This window comes from Streptomyces huasconensis (assembly GCF_021028635.1).
Lineage (GTDB): Bacteria > Actinomycetota > Actinomycetes > Streptomycetales > Streptomycetaceae > Streptomyces > Streptomyces huasconensis.
Genome location: NZ_CP086119.1, coordinates 6,967,895 through 6,984,311 on the forward strand (window position 1 = coordinate 6,967,895; position 16,417 = coordinate 6,984,311).

At 74.0% G+C, this 16,417-nt stretch carries 15 protein-coding genes; 8 read left to right on the forward strand and 7 right to left on the reverse strand.

Annotated features, from left to right (window positions below):
* Positions 1–22: 22 nt before the first annotated feature.
* The 3 genes from J2N69_RS31120 to J2N69_RS31130 are packed head-to-tail and all read right to left on the reverse strand — an operon-like array spanning position 23 to position 2,079.
* Positions 23–847, reverse strand: coding sequence for a helix-turn-helix domain-containing protein (locus J2N69_RS31120; protein ID WP_230903677.1), 825 nt, complete (start codon positions 845–847; stop codon positions 23–25).
* Positions 848–856: 9 nt separating this feature from the next.
* Positions 857–1,438 carry a DUF2867 domain-containing protein gene (locus tag J2N69_RS31125; protein WP_230903678.1) on the reverse strand — a complete coding sequence of 194 codons (582 nt, stop codon included), beginning with the start codon at positions 1,436–1,438 and terminating at the stop codon, positions 857–859.
* Positions 1,435–2,079: a TetR/AcrR family transcriptional regulator gene (locus J2N69_RS31130; RefSeq protein WP_230903679.1), complete on the reverse strand. Its 645-nt coding sequence runs from the start codon at positions 2,077–2,079 to the stop codon at positions 1,435–1,437. Before J2N69_RS31130 ends, J2N69_RS31125 begins: the two co-directional genes overlap by 4 nt.
* 124 nt (positions 2,080–2,203) lie before the next feature.
* Here J2N69_RS31130 and J2N69_RS31135 point away from each other — a divergent pair, with 124 nt between their 5' ends.
* Complete coding sequence (locus tag J2N69_RS31135) at positions 2,204–2,926, forward strand: DUF4232 domain-containing protein (protein ID WP_230903680.1); 723 nt, start codon at positions 2,204–2,206, stop codon at positions 2,924–2,926.
* A 12-nt stretch (positions 2,927–2,938) separates the two neighbouring features.
* Here the strand turns inward: J2N69_RS31135 and J2N69_RS31140 are convergent, their stop codons facing one another.
* Complete coding sequence (locus J2N69_RS31140; protein WP_230903681.1) at positions 2,939–4,003, reverse strand: lipoate--protein ligase family protein; 1,065 nt, start codon at positions 4,001–4,003, stop codon at positions 2,939–2,941.
* A gap of 178 nt (positions 4,004–4,181) precedes the next feature.
* Between J2N69_RS31140 and J2N69_RS31145 the strand changes: the two genes are divergently transcribed.
* On the forward strand, positions 4,182–5,753 hold the full coding sequence (locus tag J2N69_RS31145) for an SDR family oxidoreductase (RefSeq protein WP_230903682.1): 1,572 nt from the start codon (positions 4,182–4,184) through the stop codon (positions 5,751–5,753).
* Positions 5,750–7,159: a cryptochrome/photolyase family protein gene (locus tag J2N69_RS31150; protein ID WP_230903683.1), complete on the forward strand. Its 1,410-nt coding sequence runs from the start codon at positions 5,750–5,752 to the stop codon at positions 7,157–7,159. Before J2N69_RS31145 ends, J2N69_RS31150 begins: the two co-directional genes overlap by 4 nt.
* 24 nt (positions 7,160–7,183) lie before the next feature.
* Here J2N69_RS31150 and J2N69_RS31155 read toward each other — a convergent pair whose 3' ends face one another.
* The 3 genes from J2N69_RS31155 to J2N69_RS31165 all read right to left on the reverse strand — a co-directional run bounded on the left by J2N69_RS31155 (position 7,184) and on the right by J2N69_RS31165 (position 10,279).
* A complete protein-coding gene (locus tag J2N69_RS31155) occupies positions 7,184–8,080 on the reverse strand; it encodes a glycosyltransferase family 2 protein (RefSeq protein WP_230903684.1) in 897 nt (298 codons plus the stop codon).
* Entirely contained in the window at positions 8,077–9,051 is a 975-nt protein-coding gene (locus J2N69_RS31160) for a glycosyltransferase family 2 protein (RefSeq protein WP_230903685.1), read from the reverse strand. Before J2N69_RS31160 ends, J2N69_RS31155 begins: the two co-directional genes overlap by 4 nt.
* A 133-nt stretch (positions 9,052–9,184) precedes the next feature.
* Positions 9,185–10,279 carry a carboxylate-amine ligase gene (locus tag J2N69_RS31165; protein WP_230903686.1) on the reverse strand — a complete coding sequence of 365 codons (1,095 nt, stop codon included), beginning with the start codon at positions 10,277–10,279 and terminating at the stop codon, positions 9,185–9,187.
* A 185-nt stretch (positions 10,280–10,464) separates the two neighbouring features.
* Here J2N69_RS31165 and J2N69_RS31170 point away from each other — a divergent pair, with 185 nt between their 5' ends.
* The 5 genes from J2N69_RS31170 to J2N69_RS31190 all read left to right on the forward strand — a co-directional run bounded on the left by J2N69_RS31170 (position 10,465) and on the right by J2N69_RS31190 (position 16,372).
* Positions 10,465–10,659 carry a DUF2795 domain-containing protein gene (locus J2N69_RS31170; RefSeq protein WP_230903687.1) on the forward strand — a complete coding sequence of 65 codons (195 nt, stop codon included), beginning with the start codon at positions 10,465–10,467 and terminating at the stop codon, positions 10,657–10,659.
* A 186-nt stretch (positions 10,660–10,845) separates the two neighbouring features.
* Positions 10,846–12,708 carry a gamma-glutamyltransferase family protein gene (locus J2N69_RS31175; protein ID WP_230903688.1) on the forward strand — a complete coding sequence of 621 codons (1,863 nt, stop codon included), beginning with the start codon at positions 10,846–10,848 and terminating at the stop codon, positions 12,706–12,708.
* A gap of 772 nt (positions 12,709–13,480) precedes the next feature.
* A complete protein-coding gene (locus tag J2N69_RS31180; RefSeq protein WP_230903689.1) occupies positions 13,481–14,308 on the forward strand; it encodes an inositol monophosphatase family protein in 828 nt (275 codons plus the stop codon).
* 106 nt (positions 14,309–14,414) lie between these two features.
* Complete coding sequence (locus J2N69_RS31185; RefSeq protein WP_230903690.1) at positions 14,415–15,827, forward strand: phytoene desaturase family protein; 1,413 nt, start codon at positions 14,415–14,417, stop codon at positions 15,825–15,827.
* Positions 15,824–16,372, forward strand: a complete 549-nt coding sequence (locus tag J2N69_RS31190) for an O-acetyl-ADP-ribose deacetylase (RefSeq protein ID WP_230903691.1) — start codon at positions 15,824–15,826, stop codon at positions 16,370–16,372. Before J2N69_RS31185 ends, J2N69_RS31190 begins: the two co-directional genes overlap by 4 nt.
* The last annotated feature ends 45 nt before the right edge of the window (positions 16,373–16,417 follow it).

The window sequence follows — 16,417 nt, forward strand, 5'->3', positions numbered from 1 at the left end:
CCATCTCACCGGCCGGGCGCCGTCACGTCTTGGACGAATGTTCCCCCGCCGAGAGGCTCAGCTCGGCCGGCGTGCAGGCCGCGAAGTGCCGTACGTCGCGGTGCAGGTGGGGCTGGTCGGCGTAGCCGCACGCCGACGCCACCTCGGCCGTGTCCCGGCCCGTCGACAGACCGCGTACGGCCCGGTCGAAGCGGACGAGCATCGCGGCACGCTTGGGCGTCATCCCGATCTGCGCGGCGAACCGGGACCACAGCCGCTTGCGGCTCCAGCCGCAGGACGCCGCGAGGTCGCCGACGCGCACCTGCCCCTGCCGGGCGACGATGTGCCGCCAGGCGGCCACCACCTCGGGGTCCATCGCCGCGCCCGCCCCGAGCCGCTCGGCGAGGAACTCCTCCAGCAAGGCGAAGCGGGCCGCCCAGCCGGACGCCGCCCACAACTGTTCGCGCAGCAGGGCCTCCTGACGGCCCCACAGGTGTGCCAGGTCGATGACGGCTCCGCCCTCGCGGTCGGGTGGTGAGACGTCCAGCGTGGCGTAGGCCGTGACGGGGGAGAGGCGGATCTCGACGCAGTCGATGCCGCGCCCTTTGATGCGCGTCCGCCCGAGCGTCAGGCCGGCGCCGATGCTGCACAACTCCCGCCTGGCGTCCGCCTCTTCGACGCTCAGCGCCTCCTCGCCCAGCTCCAGCACCACGGTCACGGCCGGGTGGGGGAGCACCCGCGCGTCGAGCCCGAGCGCGTCCCGGTCGCGGAAGCCCGCCATCTCCACTCCGGCGAACGGCACCCCGCCGACCGGGCGGGCGACCTCCCACCCGGTCGGTGCCCAGGCTTCGGGCGGGTCCGCTTCCATAGGGCGAGGCTAGCGGCTGTGCGCCCGCCACGCCTCGCCGATCCCGCGCATCAGCGGCGGGTACACGACCAGGTGCCGGAACGGGGCGATCGCGGCCATGTAGGCCTTGCCCCACAGGCCGTTGGGCTTCACCAGGACCGCCATCTGCCCCCGGTAGCCGCCCTCGCCGTCGGGCACCCAGCTCAGGTGCATCACGCCGTGGACGGTGCGGTTGCTCATCTCCGAGGCCCATTCGTCGTCCGTCAGATAGACGGACGAGAAGGGCAGCTTCTCGAACTCCGGCCCGGCCGGGCCCTCGCGCAGATCGGCGGGCAGCCGTTCGCGCAGCGTCGCCACCCGCGAGCCGACACCGGCGTCCGGGCGGTCCCAGCCGAACAGCTTCCCGAGCTTCCAGCGGATCGCGAAGAGGGCGCGGGCGACGGCGGACGGGTTGTCCGACGTGTCGCCCTCGACGGTGTCCCGCACCAGCAGCGGAAAGTCGCCGGGCCCGCCCGGAGTCGGCAGCGCCCACACGTCGTAGAGGCGGAAGTCGGGGGTGATCTCGTGGATGCGCCAGGGCCGCGACGTGTGCGCGGTGTCGGGGAGCTTCATGCGTCTGCCTCCGTCTGTTCGGTGAGTGTGGACGTACGGGGGTCGAGCCCGAGGACGCCCGCGACGGCGCGGACGGCGAGCAGCTCGTCGTGAGGCTCCTGACCGGCCAGGGCGATCACCGTGCCGTCGAGTGCGCCGACGAAGGCCAGGGCGAGGGTGCGCGTCGGCGGGCCCGGCGGGATCGCGCCCGCCTCCCGCGCGGCGCCGATGAGGTTCTCGCAGCGGGTGACGAGGAGTTCGTAGGACCGTTCGATCTCCTGGCCCACGGGGTGGTCCTGCCCGCTGAACTCCAGCCGGAGCGCGGTCGCCACCCGCGCGCCGTTGCGCCGGCAGTACACGGCGTGGCCGCGCGCCAGGGCGAGCAGCGCCGCGACCGGCTGCCGCTCGCGCTCAAGGAGGGGCTCGACCTCCTGCGTCCAGGTCTCGCCGATCCACTGGATCACGGCGAGGGTCAGCTCCTGCTTGTCCTTGAACTGGTGGTAGAGGGCGCCGCGCGTGTACCCCGCATCCCGCGCCACCCGTTCGAGTACGAGGTTGCCGTAGCCGTAGCGGGACAGGCCCCGCGCGGCTGATGCCAGGAGGGCGCCACGGGTACGGGCACGCCGGTCCGCCTGGGTGACTCGCTCAACACCTACATGCATGTATGTATGTTACTTCGGCGTGCCACCGCCCCGCACCCGGCCCCTCCTTTCGCGCCTCTTTCCACCGCGGGCGGTCTTGCGGTTCCAAGGGGGCTGCCCTTCGTGGCCATGACATGATCCGTACGTGACCGTCATACCGGGACAGCCGCTCAGGTACGCCGTCGCGCTCGCGGCGACCGCCCTTCTCGTGTCCGGATGCGGGCTCGGCGCGGAGCTGGACCGTGAGGTGAACCCGGACCGTGAACCGACGTCCGGGGCGGCGCAACCCGAGCCCAGCGGTACGGGCGGGCCGTCCGACCCCTCGCTCGGGCCCACCGGCGGCCCCTCGACCCCGACCGAGCCGCCCTGCCCGAAGTCCGGCGTGAGCATGGCCCCGGGCATGGTGTCCGCCACGATGGGGCTGCGCGCGATGTCGGTCAGGGCGATCAACTGCGGCAAGGACGTCCTGGAGCTCAACGGCTACCCCGACATCCGCGTCCGCGGCCTGGACCGGCAGCTCTTCGACGTGACGGTGCTCAAGGGGACGGAACCGATCACCGCCATGGACGACCCGGGGCCGAGCCGCATCAGGCTCAAGCCGGGGCAGTCCGCCTACACCTCACTGGTCTGGCGGTACTCCGCCGTGGACGCGTCCACCCTGCGGGGCAGCGGCGTGTACGTCGAGATCGGCCCCGCCAAGGGCGCGCCGCGCGAGACCATCGAGCCGGACGGCGGCCTCGACATCGGCGAGACCGGCATGCTCGGCACGACCGCCTGGCAGCGCAGTCCCGAGGACGACGGGGGCGAGACCGGGGCGGACGGCGGCCGGCCCACCGCGGGGCCGTCGTCGGCGACCCCGGCGGGCTGACCGCCGTACGGCTCAGGGCACCCGCGCCGTCCACTCGGCGGTGCCGAACTTGGTGCGGACGAGTTCCTCGGCGCGGGCCAGTTCCTCGTCGGTGACCTTGCCCTCCGCGAGGCCGTAGCGGGCGCGGAAGAAGTCGATCATGCGGTCGATGACGGTCTCGCGCGGCAGACCGGTCTGGCGGCGCAGCGGGTCCACCCGCTTCTTGGCGCTCTTGGTGCCCTTGTCGGAGAGCTTCTCCTTGCCGATGCGGAGCACTTCGAGCATCTTGTCGGCGTCGATGTCGTAGGACATCGTCACGTGGTGCAGGACCGCGCCCGGGCCGCCGCCGGGCCCCACCACGCGCTTCTGTGCGGCGCCCGCGATCTTCCCCGCGTCCGTCGCGATGTCGTTGAGCGGCTGGTACCACGCCTTGATGCCCATGTCGGCGAGCGCGCCGAGGACCCAGTCGTCGAGGTAGGCGTAGCTGTCCTGGAAGGAGAGCCCCTGCACGAGGGCGTCGGGCACGGAGAGGGAGTACGTGATGGTGTTGCCCGGCTCCACGAACATCGCGCCGCCACCGGAGATGCGGCGCACGACATCGATGCCGTGCCGCACCGCGCCCTCCTGGTCGACCTCGTTGGCCAGCGACTGGAAGCTGCCGATGATCACCGAAGGGGCGCCCCACTCCCACACCCGCAGCGTCGGCGGCCGGCGGCCCGCCGCGACCTCCTGCGTCAGCACCTCGTCCAGGGCCATGTGCAGGGCGGGCGGCTGGGGCCCCTCGTGGACGAGCTGCCAGTCGTAGTCGGTCCAGTCCGTGGCATGGGCCAGGGCACGCCGCACGGCGATCCCCACGCCTTCCGCCGTCAGGCCGTACATCACCGTGCCCTCGGGGAGCGCCGCCTCGATGCGGGCGGCGAGGCCGGCGGCGTCGGTGTCGGCGGGCGCGCCGTCCAGCGCGGCGTTGATCGCGTCGAGGGCCTCGTCCGGTTCGAGGAAGAAGTCGCCGGCCACACGGGTGCGCCGCAGCTCGCCGCCCTCGACGTCCAGATCCACCACGACGAGCTTGCCGCCTGGGATCTTGTACTCACCGTGCACTGTGCTTCCTCCATGCCCGCGGGCCGCGTCGCCCTCGGCTCGCTGTTCCGAATCGTCCCCCACGCTAGCCGAGTGCCGGATCGTCCGTCCGGGCGGAAGATGGGGCGGGAGGGACAGCGGGGGCCGACGGGGGACAGGAAGGGAAGACGCGCGTGAGGGCGAGCACATGGAGCAGGCGATGAGCGGGCACGCGGCACCGGGCGGCGCGCCGGGACCGCGCGTCCTGGTGACGGGGGCGACGGGCTACATCGGCGGCCGCCTCGTCCCCGAACTCCTGGCCGCCGGATACCGCGTACGCTGCCTGGCCCGCACCCCCGAGAAGCTCCGCGACCACCCCTGGACGCCCCGCACCGAGGTGGTACGAGGCGACGTCACCGACGCTTCCTCGCTGGCCGGGGCGTTGCGCGGCGTCGACGTCGCGTACTACCTGGTGCACGCCCTCGGCACCGGCAACGGCTTCGAGGACACCGACAGGAAGGCCGCCGAGACCTTCGCCGACCAGGCCCGCGCCGCCGGGGTACGGCGCGTCGTGTACCTCGGCGGCCTCACTCCGTCGGGCGTGCCGCCCCGCGAACTCTCCGCCCACCTGCGTTCCCGGGCGGAGGTCGGGGAGATCTTCCTGCGCGCGGAGGTCCCCGCCACCGTCCTGCGCGCGGCCGTCGTGATCGGCTCCGGTTCCGCCTCCTTCGAGATGCTCCGCCACCTCACCGAACGGCTGCCGGTCATGGTCACGCCGAGCTGGGTCGGCACCCGCATCCAGCCCATCGCCGTACGCGACGTCCTGCGCTACCTCGTCGGCAGCGCGCGCATGCCGCCCGAGGTGAACCGCGCCTTCGACATCGGCGGCCCCGACGTCATCACGTACGAGGAGATGATGCGGCGGTACGCGGTGGTCGCCGCCCTGCCGCGCCGCCTCATCGTGCGCGTGCCCATGCTGAGCCCCGGCCTCTCCAGCCTCTGGATCGGCCTCGTCACCCCGGTCCCGCGCGGCCTCGCCCGGCCCCTCGCCGAGTCCCTGCGGCACGAAGTGGTCTGCCACGAACACGACATCGCGCGGTACGTGCCCGACCCGCCCGGCGCCCCCATCCCCTTCGACGAGGCGCTCGCACTGGCCCTCCAGCGGGTCAAGGAGGCACAGGTCGCCACCCGCTGGTCGTCGGCGGCGCTGCCCGGCGCGCCGAGCGACCCCCTGCCGACCGACCCCGACTGGGCGGGCGGCAGCCTCTACACCGACCGGCGCCAGATCACCGTCGACGCCTCGCCCGAAGCCCTGTGGCGGATCATCGAGGGCATCGGCGGGGAGAACGGCTGGTACTCCTTCCCGCTGGCCTGGGCCGTGCGGGGCTGGCTGGACCGCGCGCTCGGCGGCGTAGGGCTGCGCCGGGGCCGCCGGGACGCGGCACGGCTGCGGGTGGGCGACTCGCTGGATTTCTGGCGGGTCGAGGAGATCGAGCCGGGGCGGCTGCTGCGGCTGCGGGCGGAGATGCGGCTGCCCGGTCTCGCCTGGCTGGAGATGCGGGCCGGCCAGGACGCGGAGGGCCGCACGTGCTACCGGCAGCGCGCGCTCTTCCACCCGCACGGACTGCTCGGCCACGCCTACTGGTGGAGCGTCTCGCCGTTCCACGCCGTCGTCTTCGGCGGCATGGCCCGCAACATCGCCCGGGCCGCGGCGCGGGAGGCGGCGCGGGAAGACGGCGGGAGCGCGAGAAGTGGGGCGAGCGGCCGTTCTCCCGCCGGAGCGGCGCGATGAACACCTCCATTGTCCTGTTCACCTCCGACCTGCGGGTGCACGACCATCCGCCGCTGCGCGCTGCACTCACCGGGGCGGACGCGGTGGTGCCGCTCTTCGCCCTCGACCGGGCCATCGAGGACATCGGCTTCGCCGGGCCGAACCGGAAGGCGTTCCTCGCCGACTGCCTCGCCGACCTGGACCGGCGGCTGCGCGACCGCGGCGGGCGCCTGGTGGTGCGCGGCGGCGACCTCGTCGAACAGGTGCGCGCCGTCATGGCGGAAGCGGACGCCGCCGACCTCCACCTGGCGGCAGGCGTCAGCCGGTACGCGCACGACCGCGAGCGGCGGCTGCGCGAGGCACTGGCGGCGGACGGCCGCCGCCTGCACGTCCACGACGCCGTGATCACCGCCGTCCCGCCCGGCGAGGTGACCCCCGCGGGCTCGGACCACTTCGCCGTCTTCGGCCCGTACTTCCGCCGCTGGTCCGGGTGCGGCCCGCGGGCCGTCCTCAGCGCCCCGCGCGCTGTGCGCGTCCCCGACCACGTCCGCTCGCATCCGCTTCTCGCGCGCGAGGACCTCACCGGCCTCTCGCCGGGGCTCCCGCGCGGCGGCGAGAGCGAGGGCCGGGCGCGGTGCAACGCCTGGCTGCGGGACGGAATCGACCGGTACGGCGAACGCCACGACGCCCTCGCGGACGACGCCACCTCGAAGCTCTCGCCCCACCTGCACTTCGGCACCCTGTCCCCGGTCGAACTCGTCCACCGCGCCCGCGCCCGGGCGACCCCCGGCGCCGAGGACTTCGTCCGGCAGCTGTGCTGGCGGGACTTCCACCACCAGGTGCTCGCGGCCAGGCCCCGGGCGGCGACGGCCGACTACCGCACCCGCGGCGACCGCTGGCGCTCACCGGACCCAGCGGACTCGGCGGACTCGGCGGACTCGGCGGACTCGGCGGCGGAGGACGTCCGGGCGTGGCAGGAGGGGCGCACCGGATATCCGATCGTCGACGCCGCCATGCGCCAGCTCCTGCACGAGGGCTGGATGCACAACCGCGGCAGGCTGCTCACCGCGAGCTTCCTGACGAAGACCCTGTACGTCGACTGGCGGGTGGGCGCCCGCCACTTCCAGCGCCTGCTGGTCGACGGGGACCTGGCCAACAACCAGCTCAACTGGCAGTGGATGGCCGGGACCGGCACGGACAGCCGCCCCAACCGCGTCCTCAACCCCGTGCTCCAGGGCAAGCGGTACGACCCCGACGGCGCCTACGTACGCCGCTGGGTGCCGGAGCTGCGTGAGGTGCCGGGCGCCGCGGTCCATGAGCCGTGGAAACTGTCGGCAGAGGAGCGGGCGCGCCACGGCTACCCCGAGCCGCTGCTCGAACTGGCCGAAGGGCTGCGGCGGTTCAAGCGGGCCCGAGGACTCGACTGACCGCCGGCGTCCACGGCCGACGCCTCAGCCGACGTACCGGCGGGCGGACGAGTGCCGCTGCGCCTCCTCCAGGGCCCGCAGCCGCGCCTCCGCCGCCCGGGGCAGCACCCGGCGTTCGCGCACCACCCACGGCAGAGCGGCCGCGGCTTCCGCGAAGGCCCGTACGGAGACGAGGTCACGCGGAACCGTGCGGGCCAGGTGCACGGTCCGGCGCAGGGCGGGCCGCGCCGGACGCCGCAGCCAGGTGAACCACAGGGTGTTGCGGATGCCGTGGGCCCGGCGGAGCGTCGCGTCCCGTACGCGGGAAGGGTGATGATGGATCGTCAGGTGGTCGGCGTACACCAGCCACCAGCCGGCCGCCGCCAGGTCCGCGGCGAGCAGCTCCTCCTCGCCGCCCAGCCACAGCCGGGGGTGGAAACCGCCCGCGGCGCGGAAGGCGTCGGCGCGCAGCACGGTCGCCGCGGCGAGGAAGGAGCCGAGGGCGGGCCCGGGCAGCCAACGGGGCCCGGGAACAGGGGAGTCGCGCAGCTCCTCGGTGATCGGGTCCTCGGTGCCCCCCGGCTCGACCAGGATGCGCGCCGTGACGGTGGCGAGCGCGGGGTGGCGGTCGAGGAGGTCGGCGGCGCCGGACAGCGAGCCGGGCGCCCACCAGGAGTCGTCGTCGCAGAACGCCACGTAGGGAGTACGGACCTCACGTACGGCGAGATTGCGGCCGACCGCCCCGAGGTTGCGGCCGGGGCGCAGCAGCCGCACCGACGGGTGGTGGCGGGCGACGGCGTCCGCCGTGCCGTCGGTGGAGGCGTTGTCGACGACGATCACCTCCGGCTCTTCGGGCAGCTCCGCCAGCCGGTCGAGGGTGCGCAGCAGCTCGGGGCGGCGGTTGTGGGTGATGACGACGACGGTGGTGCGGGGGTCGGTCATGCCGGTGCTCCGTCCAGGGTGCGGGCGGCTTGTTCGAGATGCGGGGGGAGGGGGCGGCGGGCGCGCAGCGCGGCCGGCAGCCGTGCGAGCGTCTGCCGCAGGGCCTGGCGGGCGGCCGGATCGCGGCGGGCCTCGGCGGCCAGCCGGCGGGTGCGGGCCACGGCGTGCGGCAGGGGGCGGCGCAGCCACAGGGTGAGGAGTTCGTTGCGGCGCAGCCTGGCCGGGCGGCCGCCGCGCGGGGCCGGGTCCGGGTGGTGGTGGGCGACCACGTCCGGGCAGTGCGTCACGCCCCAGCCGTGTGCGGCGAGGTCATAGGCGAGGAGGGTCTCCTCGCCGCCGAAGAACAGCAGCGGGTGGAAGCCGCCCACCTCCAGGTAGGCGCTGCGGCGGACCACGGAGGCGCAGGCCAGGAAGCCGAGGACCTGCGTGCCCGGCAGGTCGCCCGCCGGGCCGAGCGGCGACGTGGCGAGGACGTCGTTGAGCGGGTCGGGCCCCTCGTCGGGCCCCACCAGCGTGCGGGCGGAGACCAGGCCGAGGCGGGGGTAGGCGTCCATCAGCTCGGCCGCCTGCTTCAGGGCGCCGGGCGCCCACCAGGAGTCGTCGTCGCTGAAGGCCACGTACCGGGTGCGCAGGGCACGCACGCCGTCGGTGCGGGCCAGGGCGCCCCGGTTGCGCGGCAGGGCCACCACCTGGACCTCGGGGAAGTCGCGGGCGAGGCGGGAACGTGTGTCGTCCGTGGAGGCGTTGTCGACGACCAGGATCTCAGGGCGTTCGGGCAGGTCGAGCAGGTGCCGCAGGGTGCGGACCAGGCTGTCGGCGCGGTTGCGGGTGGCGATCACGACGCCGAGGTCGGAGTCGGGGTTGGCGCTGGGGTCGGTGCTGTGGTGGGTGCTCGGGTCGGGATCGAGGGTGAGGCCGGGGGGCGGTTTCTGCTTCATGAGGTGTGGGGGGTGGATCGCGGGGATGCGCATGGGGGTGCTGCTCCGGCTCGGGCGGCGTTCGGGGGAGGGGCTGCGGACTGCGTACGGAATCACCCCGGTCCCGCTGGTCCCGCGCCCGGTGGCGTCTGAAACCCTCGGGGCCGCGGCAAGGCTCGGTACGGCCTCACGGGGCGACCGTCTCGCCGGTGATCAGCTCGACGAGGGCGGGCAGGCCGCCGTCGGCCAGCGCGCGGCGCTGACGGTCCGCCGAGGTGCCCTCCTGGAGCAGGCGGTGCATCAGCGAGGTCACCTCGCGGGTGTCGTCCGCCTCGTCCAGGGCGGGCGTGACGTGGTCGAGCAGCATGCACAGCACGTCACCGGCCCGCCGTGGCTGCCCGGCCGGATCGATCAGCGTGCCGCTGAGGCCGTGCCGGGCCGCGTGCCAGTTCGCCGCCTGCAGCAGCTCCGGCGTGCACTCCGGGAGCGGAGCGCCCGCCTTCTCCTCGCGTATGGCCGTGGCCACCAGCGCCCGTACGATCCCGGCGAACATGACCGCCGAGTCGGCGCGCAGCTGGACGTCCGTGCAGCGCACCTCGACCGTGGAGTAGCGGTCGGAGAGCCGGGCCTGCCAGTACAGCTGGCCGGTGTCGCTGATGATGCCGGTGTCCAGCAGGGTGCGGATTCTGCTCTCGTGGTCGGCGAGCGAGGCGAAGCGGGGAGGCGGCCCGCTGACCGGCCAGCGGCCGAACACCACCGTGCGCCAGCTCGCGAAGCCGGTGTCGTGGCCGTCCCACAGGGGCGAGTTCGCGGACATGGCCACCAGCGCCGGCAGCCAGACGCGGATGCGGTTCAGGATGGCGACGCCCATCTCCTGATCCGGCACGGCCGCGTGCACGTGCATGCCATTCACGAGCTGCTCGGCCACGAGCTGCGGAGCCTGGGAGCGCATCGCCAAGTAGCGGGCCTTGCGGGTCACCGGCACGGGAGCCGCCGTCCGGTACGGGGCCGTCGCACAGGCGGCGATCCGGCAGCCGCTGCGCTCCGCCGCCGCGCCGAGCGCGTGCCGCAGCCGCAGCAGGTGGCCGCCGACCTCCTCCAGGTCGGTGCAGATCGGCGTGGCGACCTCCACCTGCGCCTGGAGCAGTTCCGGCTGCAGTTCGCTGTCCTCGGCGATCGGCCCCAGTCCGGCCGCCGCCCGCACTTGGTCCCCGAGCGGTACCGGCAGGCACGTGTCCGGATCGAGCAGCAAGTACTCTTCCTCGACCCCAATAGTGATCATGTCGTATCGGATACCCCCGGATGGAAGGGGTAAATCGGACATCGTGGTGAACGGTTCGGTTGCTCCTGCCGTTCGGGTGACCTCGGGTCCGCCGGAGGCGTGCCGTCGACGTGCGGGTCCTCGCCCCCTGTGTGCACGATGCGTCCGCAAGGAGTTCCCGCCTCCCCGATGGCAAGGAGACCGCTGTGGCCGACGTCAGTCCGATCGACCTCCAGAAGGCGCTCAAGGGTGCCCAGTACCCCGCAAGCCGTGACGACCTGGTCAGCCTGGCCAGGGACAACGGCGCGGAAGACTCCCTCGTCCAGAAGCTGTCGGGCGCGTCGACGGACCGGTTCGACGGTCCTGACGACGTCCAGAAGGTGGCTTTCGGCAACGGGTGAGGGAGGGGGCGGCACTTCAGCGTCCGGCGTCTGGGTCTCGTCCTCTTCCGTCTCGTCCTCTTCCGTCTCGTCTACTTCCGTCTCGTCTCGTTATGGTTCTGGCCGCCGGGCGGCCTGCCCGGCGGCCAGTCGTTCTTGATCGGAACCTGCCGGGAGCGACGCGGAAGCGACGAGGTGAGAGGCCGTATGTTCACGACGCGTCCCACGCTGCAAGGCACCTTCGGCATGGTGTCGTCCACCCACTGGCTCGCCTCGCAGTCCGCGATGGCCGTCCTGGAGGACGGAGGCAACGCCTTCGACGCCGCGGTCGCCGCCGGGTTCGTCCTGCACGTCGTCGAGCCCCACCTCAACGGGCCCGCCGGCGAGGTCCCGATCATCCTCGCGCCCGCCCGCGGCGACGTACGCGTGCTCTGCGGTCAAGGGCCCGCCCCCGCGGGCGCCACCGTGGCCCACTACCGGTCCCTCGGGCTCGACCTCGTCCCCGGCACGGGACCGCTCGCCGCCGCCGTGCCCGGCGCCTTCGACGCGTGGATGCTGCTGCTGCGGGACCACGGCACGAAGTCCCTCGCGGACGTCCTCAAGTACGCCATCGGGTACGCGGAGGACGGGCACGCCCCCGTCGAGCGCGTCGGCGAGACCGTGGAGACGGTGCGGCGGCTCTTCGAGGAGGAGTGGCCGTCCTCCGCGGAGGTCTATCTCCGCGGGGGGCCGGGTGGGGATGAACCGCCGCGTACGGGCGAGTTGTTGCGGAACCCGGCGTTGGCGGCGACGTGGCGGAGGTTGCTGGCGGAGGCGTGTGCGGGCGACGTGGGGAGAGGCGAGGCGGGGGAGCGGCTGCGGGTCGCGCAGATCGAGGCCGCCCGGGAGGTGTGGCGGACCGGCTTCATAGCCGAGGCGCTCGTGCGGCAGGCCGGACGGCCCACCCTGGACACGAGCGGGGAGCGGCACGTCGGGACGCTCTCGGCGGAGGATCTGCGGGGGTGGTCCGCGTTCTACGAGGACCCGGTCACGTACGACTGGAACGGCTGGACCCTGTGCAAGGCCGGGGCCTGGAGCCAGGGCCCCGTCTTCCTCCAGCAGCTCGCGCTCCTGCCCCGCGACGTCGCGGAGATGCCCGCGTACGGGTCCGCCGAGTACGTCCATCTCCTCGTCGAGGGCTGCAAGTTGGCCATGGCGGATCGGGAGGCCTGGTACGGCGACGCGGGGGGCTCCGCCGGTTCTGTGCCGATACGTGAGCTGCTCTCCGAGGAGTACAACGCGCGGCGGCGGAAGCTGATCGGGGACGAGGCCTCGTACGAGCTGCGGCCCGGGTCGCCCGGTGGGCGCGAGCCGCGGCTGGCCGCGCATGCGGTCGCGGTGGCCGCGGGGGGTGGGGGCGGCTTCGACACGGTGGGGGGTGCGGCGGTCGGGGGCGGGGAGCCGACCGTGGCCGGGGACGGAGGGACGCGGGGGGACACCTGCCACCTGGACGTCGTCGACCGCTGGGGCAACATGCTCTCCGCGACGCCCAGCGGGGGGTGGCTCCAGTCCAACCCCGTGGTGCCGGAACTCGGGTTCCCTCTGGGTACGCGGCTTCAGATGGCGTGGCTGGAAGAAGGGCTGCCGAACTCGCTCACGCCCGGGAGGCGGCCGCGGACCACCTTGACTCCGTCTCTGGCGCTGCGGGACGGCGTTCCCGTCATGGCCTTCGGCACGCCCGGGGGTGATCAGCAGGATCAGTGGCAGGTGCACTTCTTCCTGGGGGTGGTGCTGCGGACCGCGGTCCGGGGTGGCCTGGACCTGCAGGGCGCGATCGACGCGCCCAACTGGCATACGGACGGCTTTCCGGGGTCCTTCCATCCGCGGGGGATGCGGGCCGGGAGCCTGACCGTGGAGTCGCGGATGGCTCCGGAGGTGGTGGCCGAGCTGCGGCGGCGGGGGCATGACGTGCTGGTGGGGGGTGCGTGGTCGGAGGGGCGGTTGTGTGCGGTGGCGCGAGATCCGGGGAGCGGGGTGCTGTCGGGGGCGGCCAATCCCCGGGGGATGCAGGGGTATGCGGTGGGGCGGTGAGGGGTTGGGGCGGGGGTGTGGGGGGTGCGGGTGGGCGCCTGGGGTTCGTCTGTGGGGCGGGGTCGAGGCGGCTGCGGTCGGTTCGCCTGGGGTGTGTCTGTGGGGCGGGCCGCGGGGGTATGTCCGTGCTCGCCATCTTGGCGCGGGCCCTTTGCTGCTTCGGGGCCGTCATGACCACCGCTGTGCTCCGCGCGCACATACCCCCACGTCCCCTCCGGTGCGTGGGCGACTGCGGGCCGTCGGCGGCCCATGCCCCCTCAGGCCGCTGGGCGCCTGCGGGCCGTCGGCGGCCCATGCCCCCTCAGGCCGCTGGGCGCCTGCGGGCCGTCGTCGGCCCATGCCCCCTCAGGCCGCTGGGCGCCTGCGGGCCGTCGTCGGCCCATACCGCCCTCGGTCGCTGGGCGCCTGCGGGCCGTCGCCGCTTGCTGCTCCCTCGGGTCGGCGAGCCCCTGCCGCAGCGTCTCGAGGCGGATTCACCCTCCCCCCCCGGCCCCTAACACAGCGTCTCGGCGCGGGTAACGGTCGCCCCGGGCCCGCCCCCAGCCCATCCATCTCGACGCGGAGCCACCCTCCCCCCCCGCCCCTACCTAGCCCTCTCGACCCCAGTTGACGGGCGGGTGGGTGGGAGACGTCCGGCGCGGAGCGGCGGGGTAGGGGATACCGCCGGGTAACCGTTCGCGGCTGGGCAGGGGGACCCCAGGGCGAGGCCTGTTCAGGGGGTGGTCATCTGGGGGGCGGACAGGATGTCCTTGCGGCGTGCTCTCATGGGGGGATGATCGATGAGTTCTTGACGTACGGCGTACGTGACGTGGAAGAAGCCCTGCGGAAGGTCGCGGCCGCCGAGGTGACCCCCCGCTTCCGGCAGCTCGCCGCAGGCGACATCGTGGAGAAGAGCGGCCCGCACGACGTGGTGACCGTCGCCGACCGCCGCGCGGAGGAGCAGCTGACCGTCGACCTGCCCGCCCTCCTGCCGGGCTCCGTCGTCGTGGGCGAGGAAGCGGTGCACGCCGACCCCACGACGTACGAGGCCATACGCGGGGACGCGCCCGTGTGGATCGTCGACCCGGTCGACGGGACGAGGCAGTTCGTGCACGGCGACCCCGGCTTCTGCATGCTCGTCGCCCTCGCGGTCGACGGAGAGGTCCAGGCCTCCTGGACGTACGCACCCGCGCTGGACCAGTTCGCCGTGGCCGTGCGCGGCAAGGGCGCCTGGCTGAACGGACAGCGGCTGACCGCCGGGTCGCCCGAGCCGGGGCGGGACCTCGAAGTGGCCACCTCGCACCCCGACTTCACCACCGAGGACCAGAAGCGGGCGCTGCTCGGCCTGCGCGTGGACGGCGTACGGCCGAGGCCGTGCGGATCGGCGGGCCTGGAGTATCTCGCCGTGGCCCGGGGCGAGTTGGACGCCGTCGCGTTCTCGTGGGAGCTGGCCTGGGACCACGCGGCGGGACTGCTGCTCGTCGCCGAGGCGGGCGGCGCCGCCCTGACCCTGACGGGTGAGCGGTTCCGTACGGCCGGGGGGAACGCCCTGCCGTTCACCGCGGCGCGCGACGCGGCCACGGCCCGGCGCGTGGTGGACCTCCTCACGAGCGAGGTCTGAGCCCGCGGCCCGCGAGGGGCCACCGCGGCGGCGGCGCTGTCGGTGCCGCCGCCTATCCTGGGCGGCAGTGGCCATCGGCTGACGAAGGAGTCCGAAGGTGCCGTCGATGCTTGATGCCGTCGTCGTGGGAGCGGGGCCGAACGGCCTGACCGCCGCCGTAGAGCTGGCCCGCCGCGGCTTCTCCGTGGCCGTCTTCGAGGCCAGGAGCACCGTGGGGGGCGGCGCGCGCACCGAAGAGCTGACGCTCCCCGGCTTCCGTCACGACCCCTGCTCGGCCGCCCACCCGCTGGGCGTCAACTCCCCGGCGTTCCGCGCCATGCCCCTGGAGCGGTACGGCTTGAAGTGGCTGCACGCCCGGCTGCCCATGGCGCACCCCTTCCTGGACGGCAGCGCCGCCGTGCTGGCCCGCTCGGTCGCCGAGACCGCCGCCTCCTTCGGCCCCCGGGACGCGGGGACGTACCGACGCCTGGTGGAGCCCTTCCTCCCGAAGTGGGACGTCCTGCTGCGGGACTTCATGTCCCTGCCGCTCAGTTCGCTGCCGCGCGATCCCGTCACCCTCGCCCGCTTCGGCCTCGCGGGCCTGCCCCCCTCGACGTGGCTGATGCGCCGCTTCCACGACGACCGGGCCCGCACCCTGTTCGCGGGTCTCGTCGCCCACGTCATGGCCCCGCTCGACGGCATCGTCACCAGCGGCGTCGGCATGGTCTTCGCGCTGGCCGCGCACGCCCGCGGCTGGCCGGTCGCCCGGGGCGGCTCCCAGTCCATCTCCGACGCGCTCACCGCGTACCTGAAAGATCTGGGCGGCTCCGTCCACACGGACTTCGAGGTCAAGCGGCTCGACGACCTGCCGCCCGCGCGCGCCTACGTCTTCGACACCTCGCCGACCGCGCTCGCCCGCATCGCGGACCTCGGCAGCACCTATGCCGGGTATCGGTACGGCGCCGGCGTCTTCAAGGTCGACTACGCCCTGGACGGCCCCGTCCCCTGGACCGCAGAGGAGGCGCGGTCCGCCGGGACCGTGCAGGTCGCCGCGGACCGGGCCGAGATCGGCGCCGCGCTGCACGCCGCCTCCCGCGAGGGACGCGCGCCGGACCCGCCGTTCCTGATCACCGTCCAGCCCAGCGTCGCCGACCCCACGCGGGCCCCCGAGGGCAAGCACGTCTTCTGGGCGTACGGCCACGTGCCGAACGGCTGGGACGGCGACCTCACCGACGCGATCGAACGGCAGCTGGAGCGGTTCGCGCCCGGCTTCCGCGACCGCGTCCTGGCGCGCGCCACGTCCGGCCCGCCCGAACTCGCCGCACGCAACGCCAACTATGTGGGCGGAGACATCGCCTGCGGCGCCGCCAGCGGACTCCAGCTGCTGCTGCGCCCCAAGCTCTCCCTGTTCCCGTACGCGACGAAACACCCGGCGGTCTTCATCTGCTCCTCCGCCACACCCCCGGGCCCCGGCGTCCACGGCATGTCCGGGCACAACGCCGCCAAGGCCGTCTGGAAGCGGCTGAGGGCCGACGGATGAACGAGGAGAAGCACGCGGCCGTACCCATCACCCTCGTCCTCGGCGACATCACGGCACAGCACGCCGACGCCATCGTCAACGCCGCCAACTCCTCCCTCCTCGGCGGTGGCGGGGTCGACGGCGCCATCCACCGGCGCGGCGGCCCCGAGATCCTCGCCGACTGCCGGCGCCTGCGCGCCTCGCACCACGGCAAGGGCCTGCCCACGGGCCAGGCCGTCGCCACCACCGCCGGCCGCCTCCACGCCGCGCACGTCATCCACACCGTGGGCCCCGTGTGGTCCGCCACCGAGGACCGCTCAGAGCTGCTCGCCTCCTGCCACCGCGAGGCCCTGCGCGTCGCGGCCGAGGTGGGCGCGCGCACCGTCGCCTTCCCGGCGATCTCCACCGGGGTCTACGGCTGGCCGCTCGACGACGCGGCCCGCATCGCCGTGCGCACGGTCCGGGAGGCCGCCGACCCCGCGCTCTTCGACGAGGTGCGGTTCGTCCTCTTCGACCAGGCCGCCTACGACGCGTTCGCCGCGGCGGCGGCCGCGCACGGTTGTTAGCGGGACGGCCCCGGCCGCGCGAGGTTGATGTCGGATTCTCGCCAG

Coding starts and splice junctions, on each gene's coding strand:
- J2N69_RS31185 (WP_230903690.1), top strand. CDS start 14,415: ATGCTTGATGCCGTCGTCGTGGGAGCGGGGCCGAACGGCCTGACCGCC.
- J2N69_RS31150 (WP_230903683.1), top strand. CDS start 5,750: ATGAACACCTCCATTGTCCTGTTCACCTCCGACCTGCGGGTGCACGAC.
- J2N69_RS31155 (WP_230903684.1), bottom strand. CDS start 8,080: ATGACCGACCCCCGCACCACCGTCGTCGTCATCACCCACAACCGCCGC.
- J2N69_RS31145 (WP_230903682.1), top strand. CDS start 4,182: ATGAGCGGGCACGCGGCACCGGGCGGCGCGCCGGGACCGCGCGTCCTG.
- J2N69_RS31130 (WP_230903679.1), bottom strand. CDS start 2,079: ATGCATGTAGGTGTTGAGCGAGTCACCCAGGCGGACCGGCGTGCCCGT.
- J2N69_RS31180 (WP_230903689.1), top strand. CDS start 13,481: ATGATCGATGAGTTCTTGACGTACGGCGTACGTGACGTGGAAGAAGCC.
- J2N69_RS31175 (WP_230903688.1), top strand. CDS start 10,846: ATGTTCACGACGCGTCCCACGCTGCAAGGCACCTTCGGCATGGTGTCG.
- J2N69_RS31125 (WP_230903678.1), bottom strand. CDS start 1,438: ATGAAGCTCCCCGACACCGCGCACACGTCGCGGCCCTGGCGCATCCAC.
- J2N69_RS31160 (WP_230903685.1), bottom strand. CDS start 9,051: ATGCGCATCCCCGCGATCCACCCCCCACACCTCATGAAGCAGAAACCG.
- J2N69_RS31165 (WP_230903686.1), bottom strand. CDS start 10,279: ATGATCACTATTGGGGTCGAGGAAGAGTACTTGCTGCTCGATCCGGAC.
- J2N69_RS31190 (WP_230903691.1), top strand. CDS start 15,824: ATGAACGAGGAGAAGCACGCGGCCGTACCCATCACCCTCGTCCTCGGC.
- J2N69_RS31120 (WP_230903677.1), bottom strand. CDS start 847: ATGGAAGCGGACCCGCCCGAAGCCTGGGCACCGACCGGGTGGGAGGTC.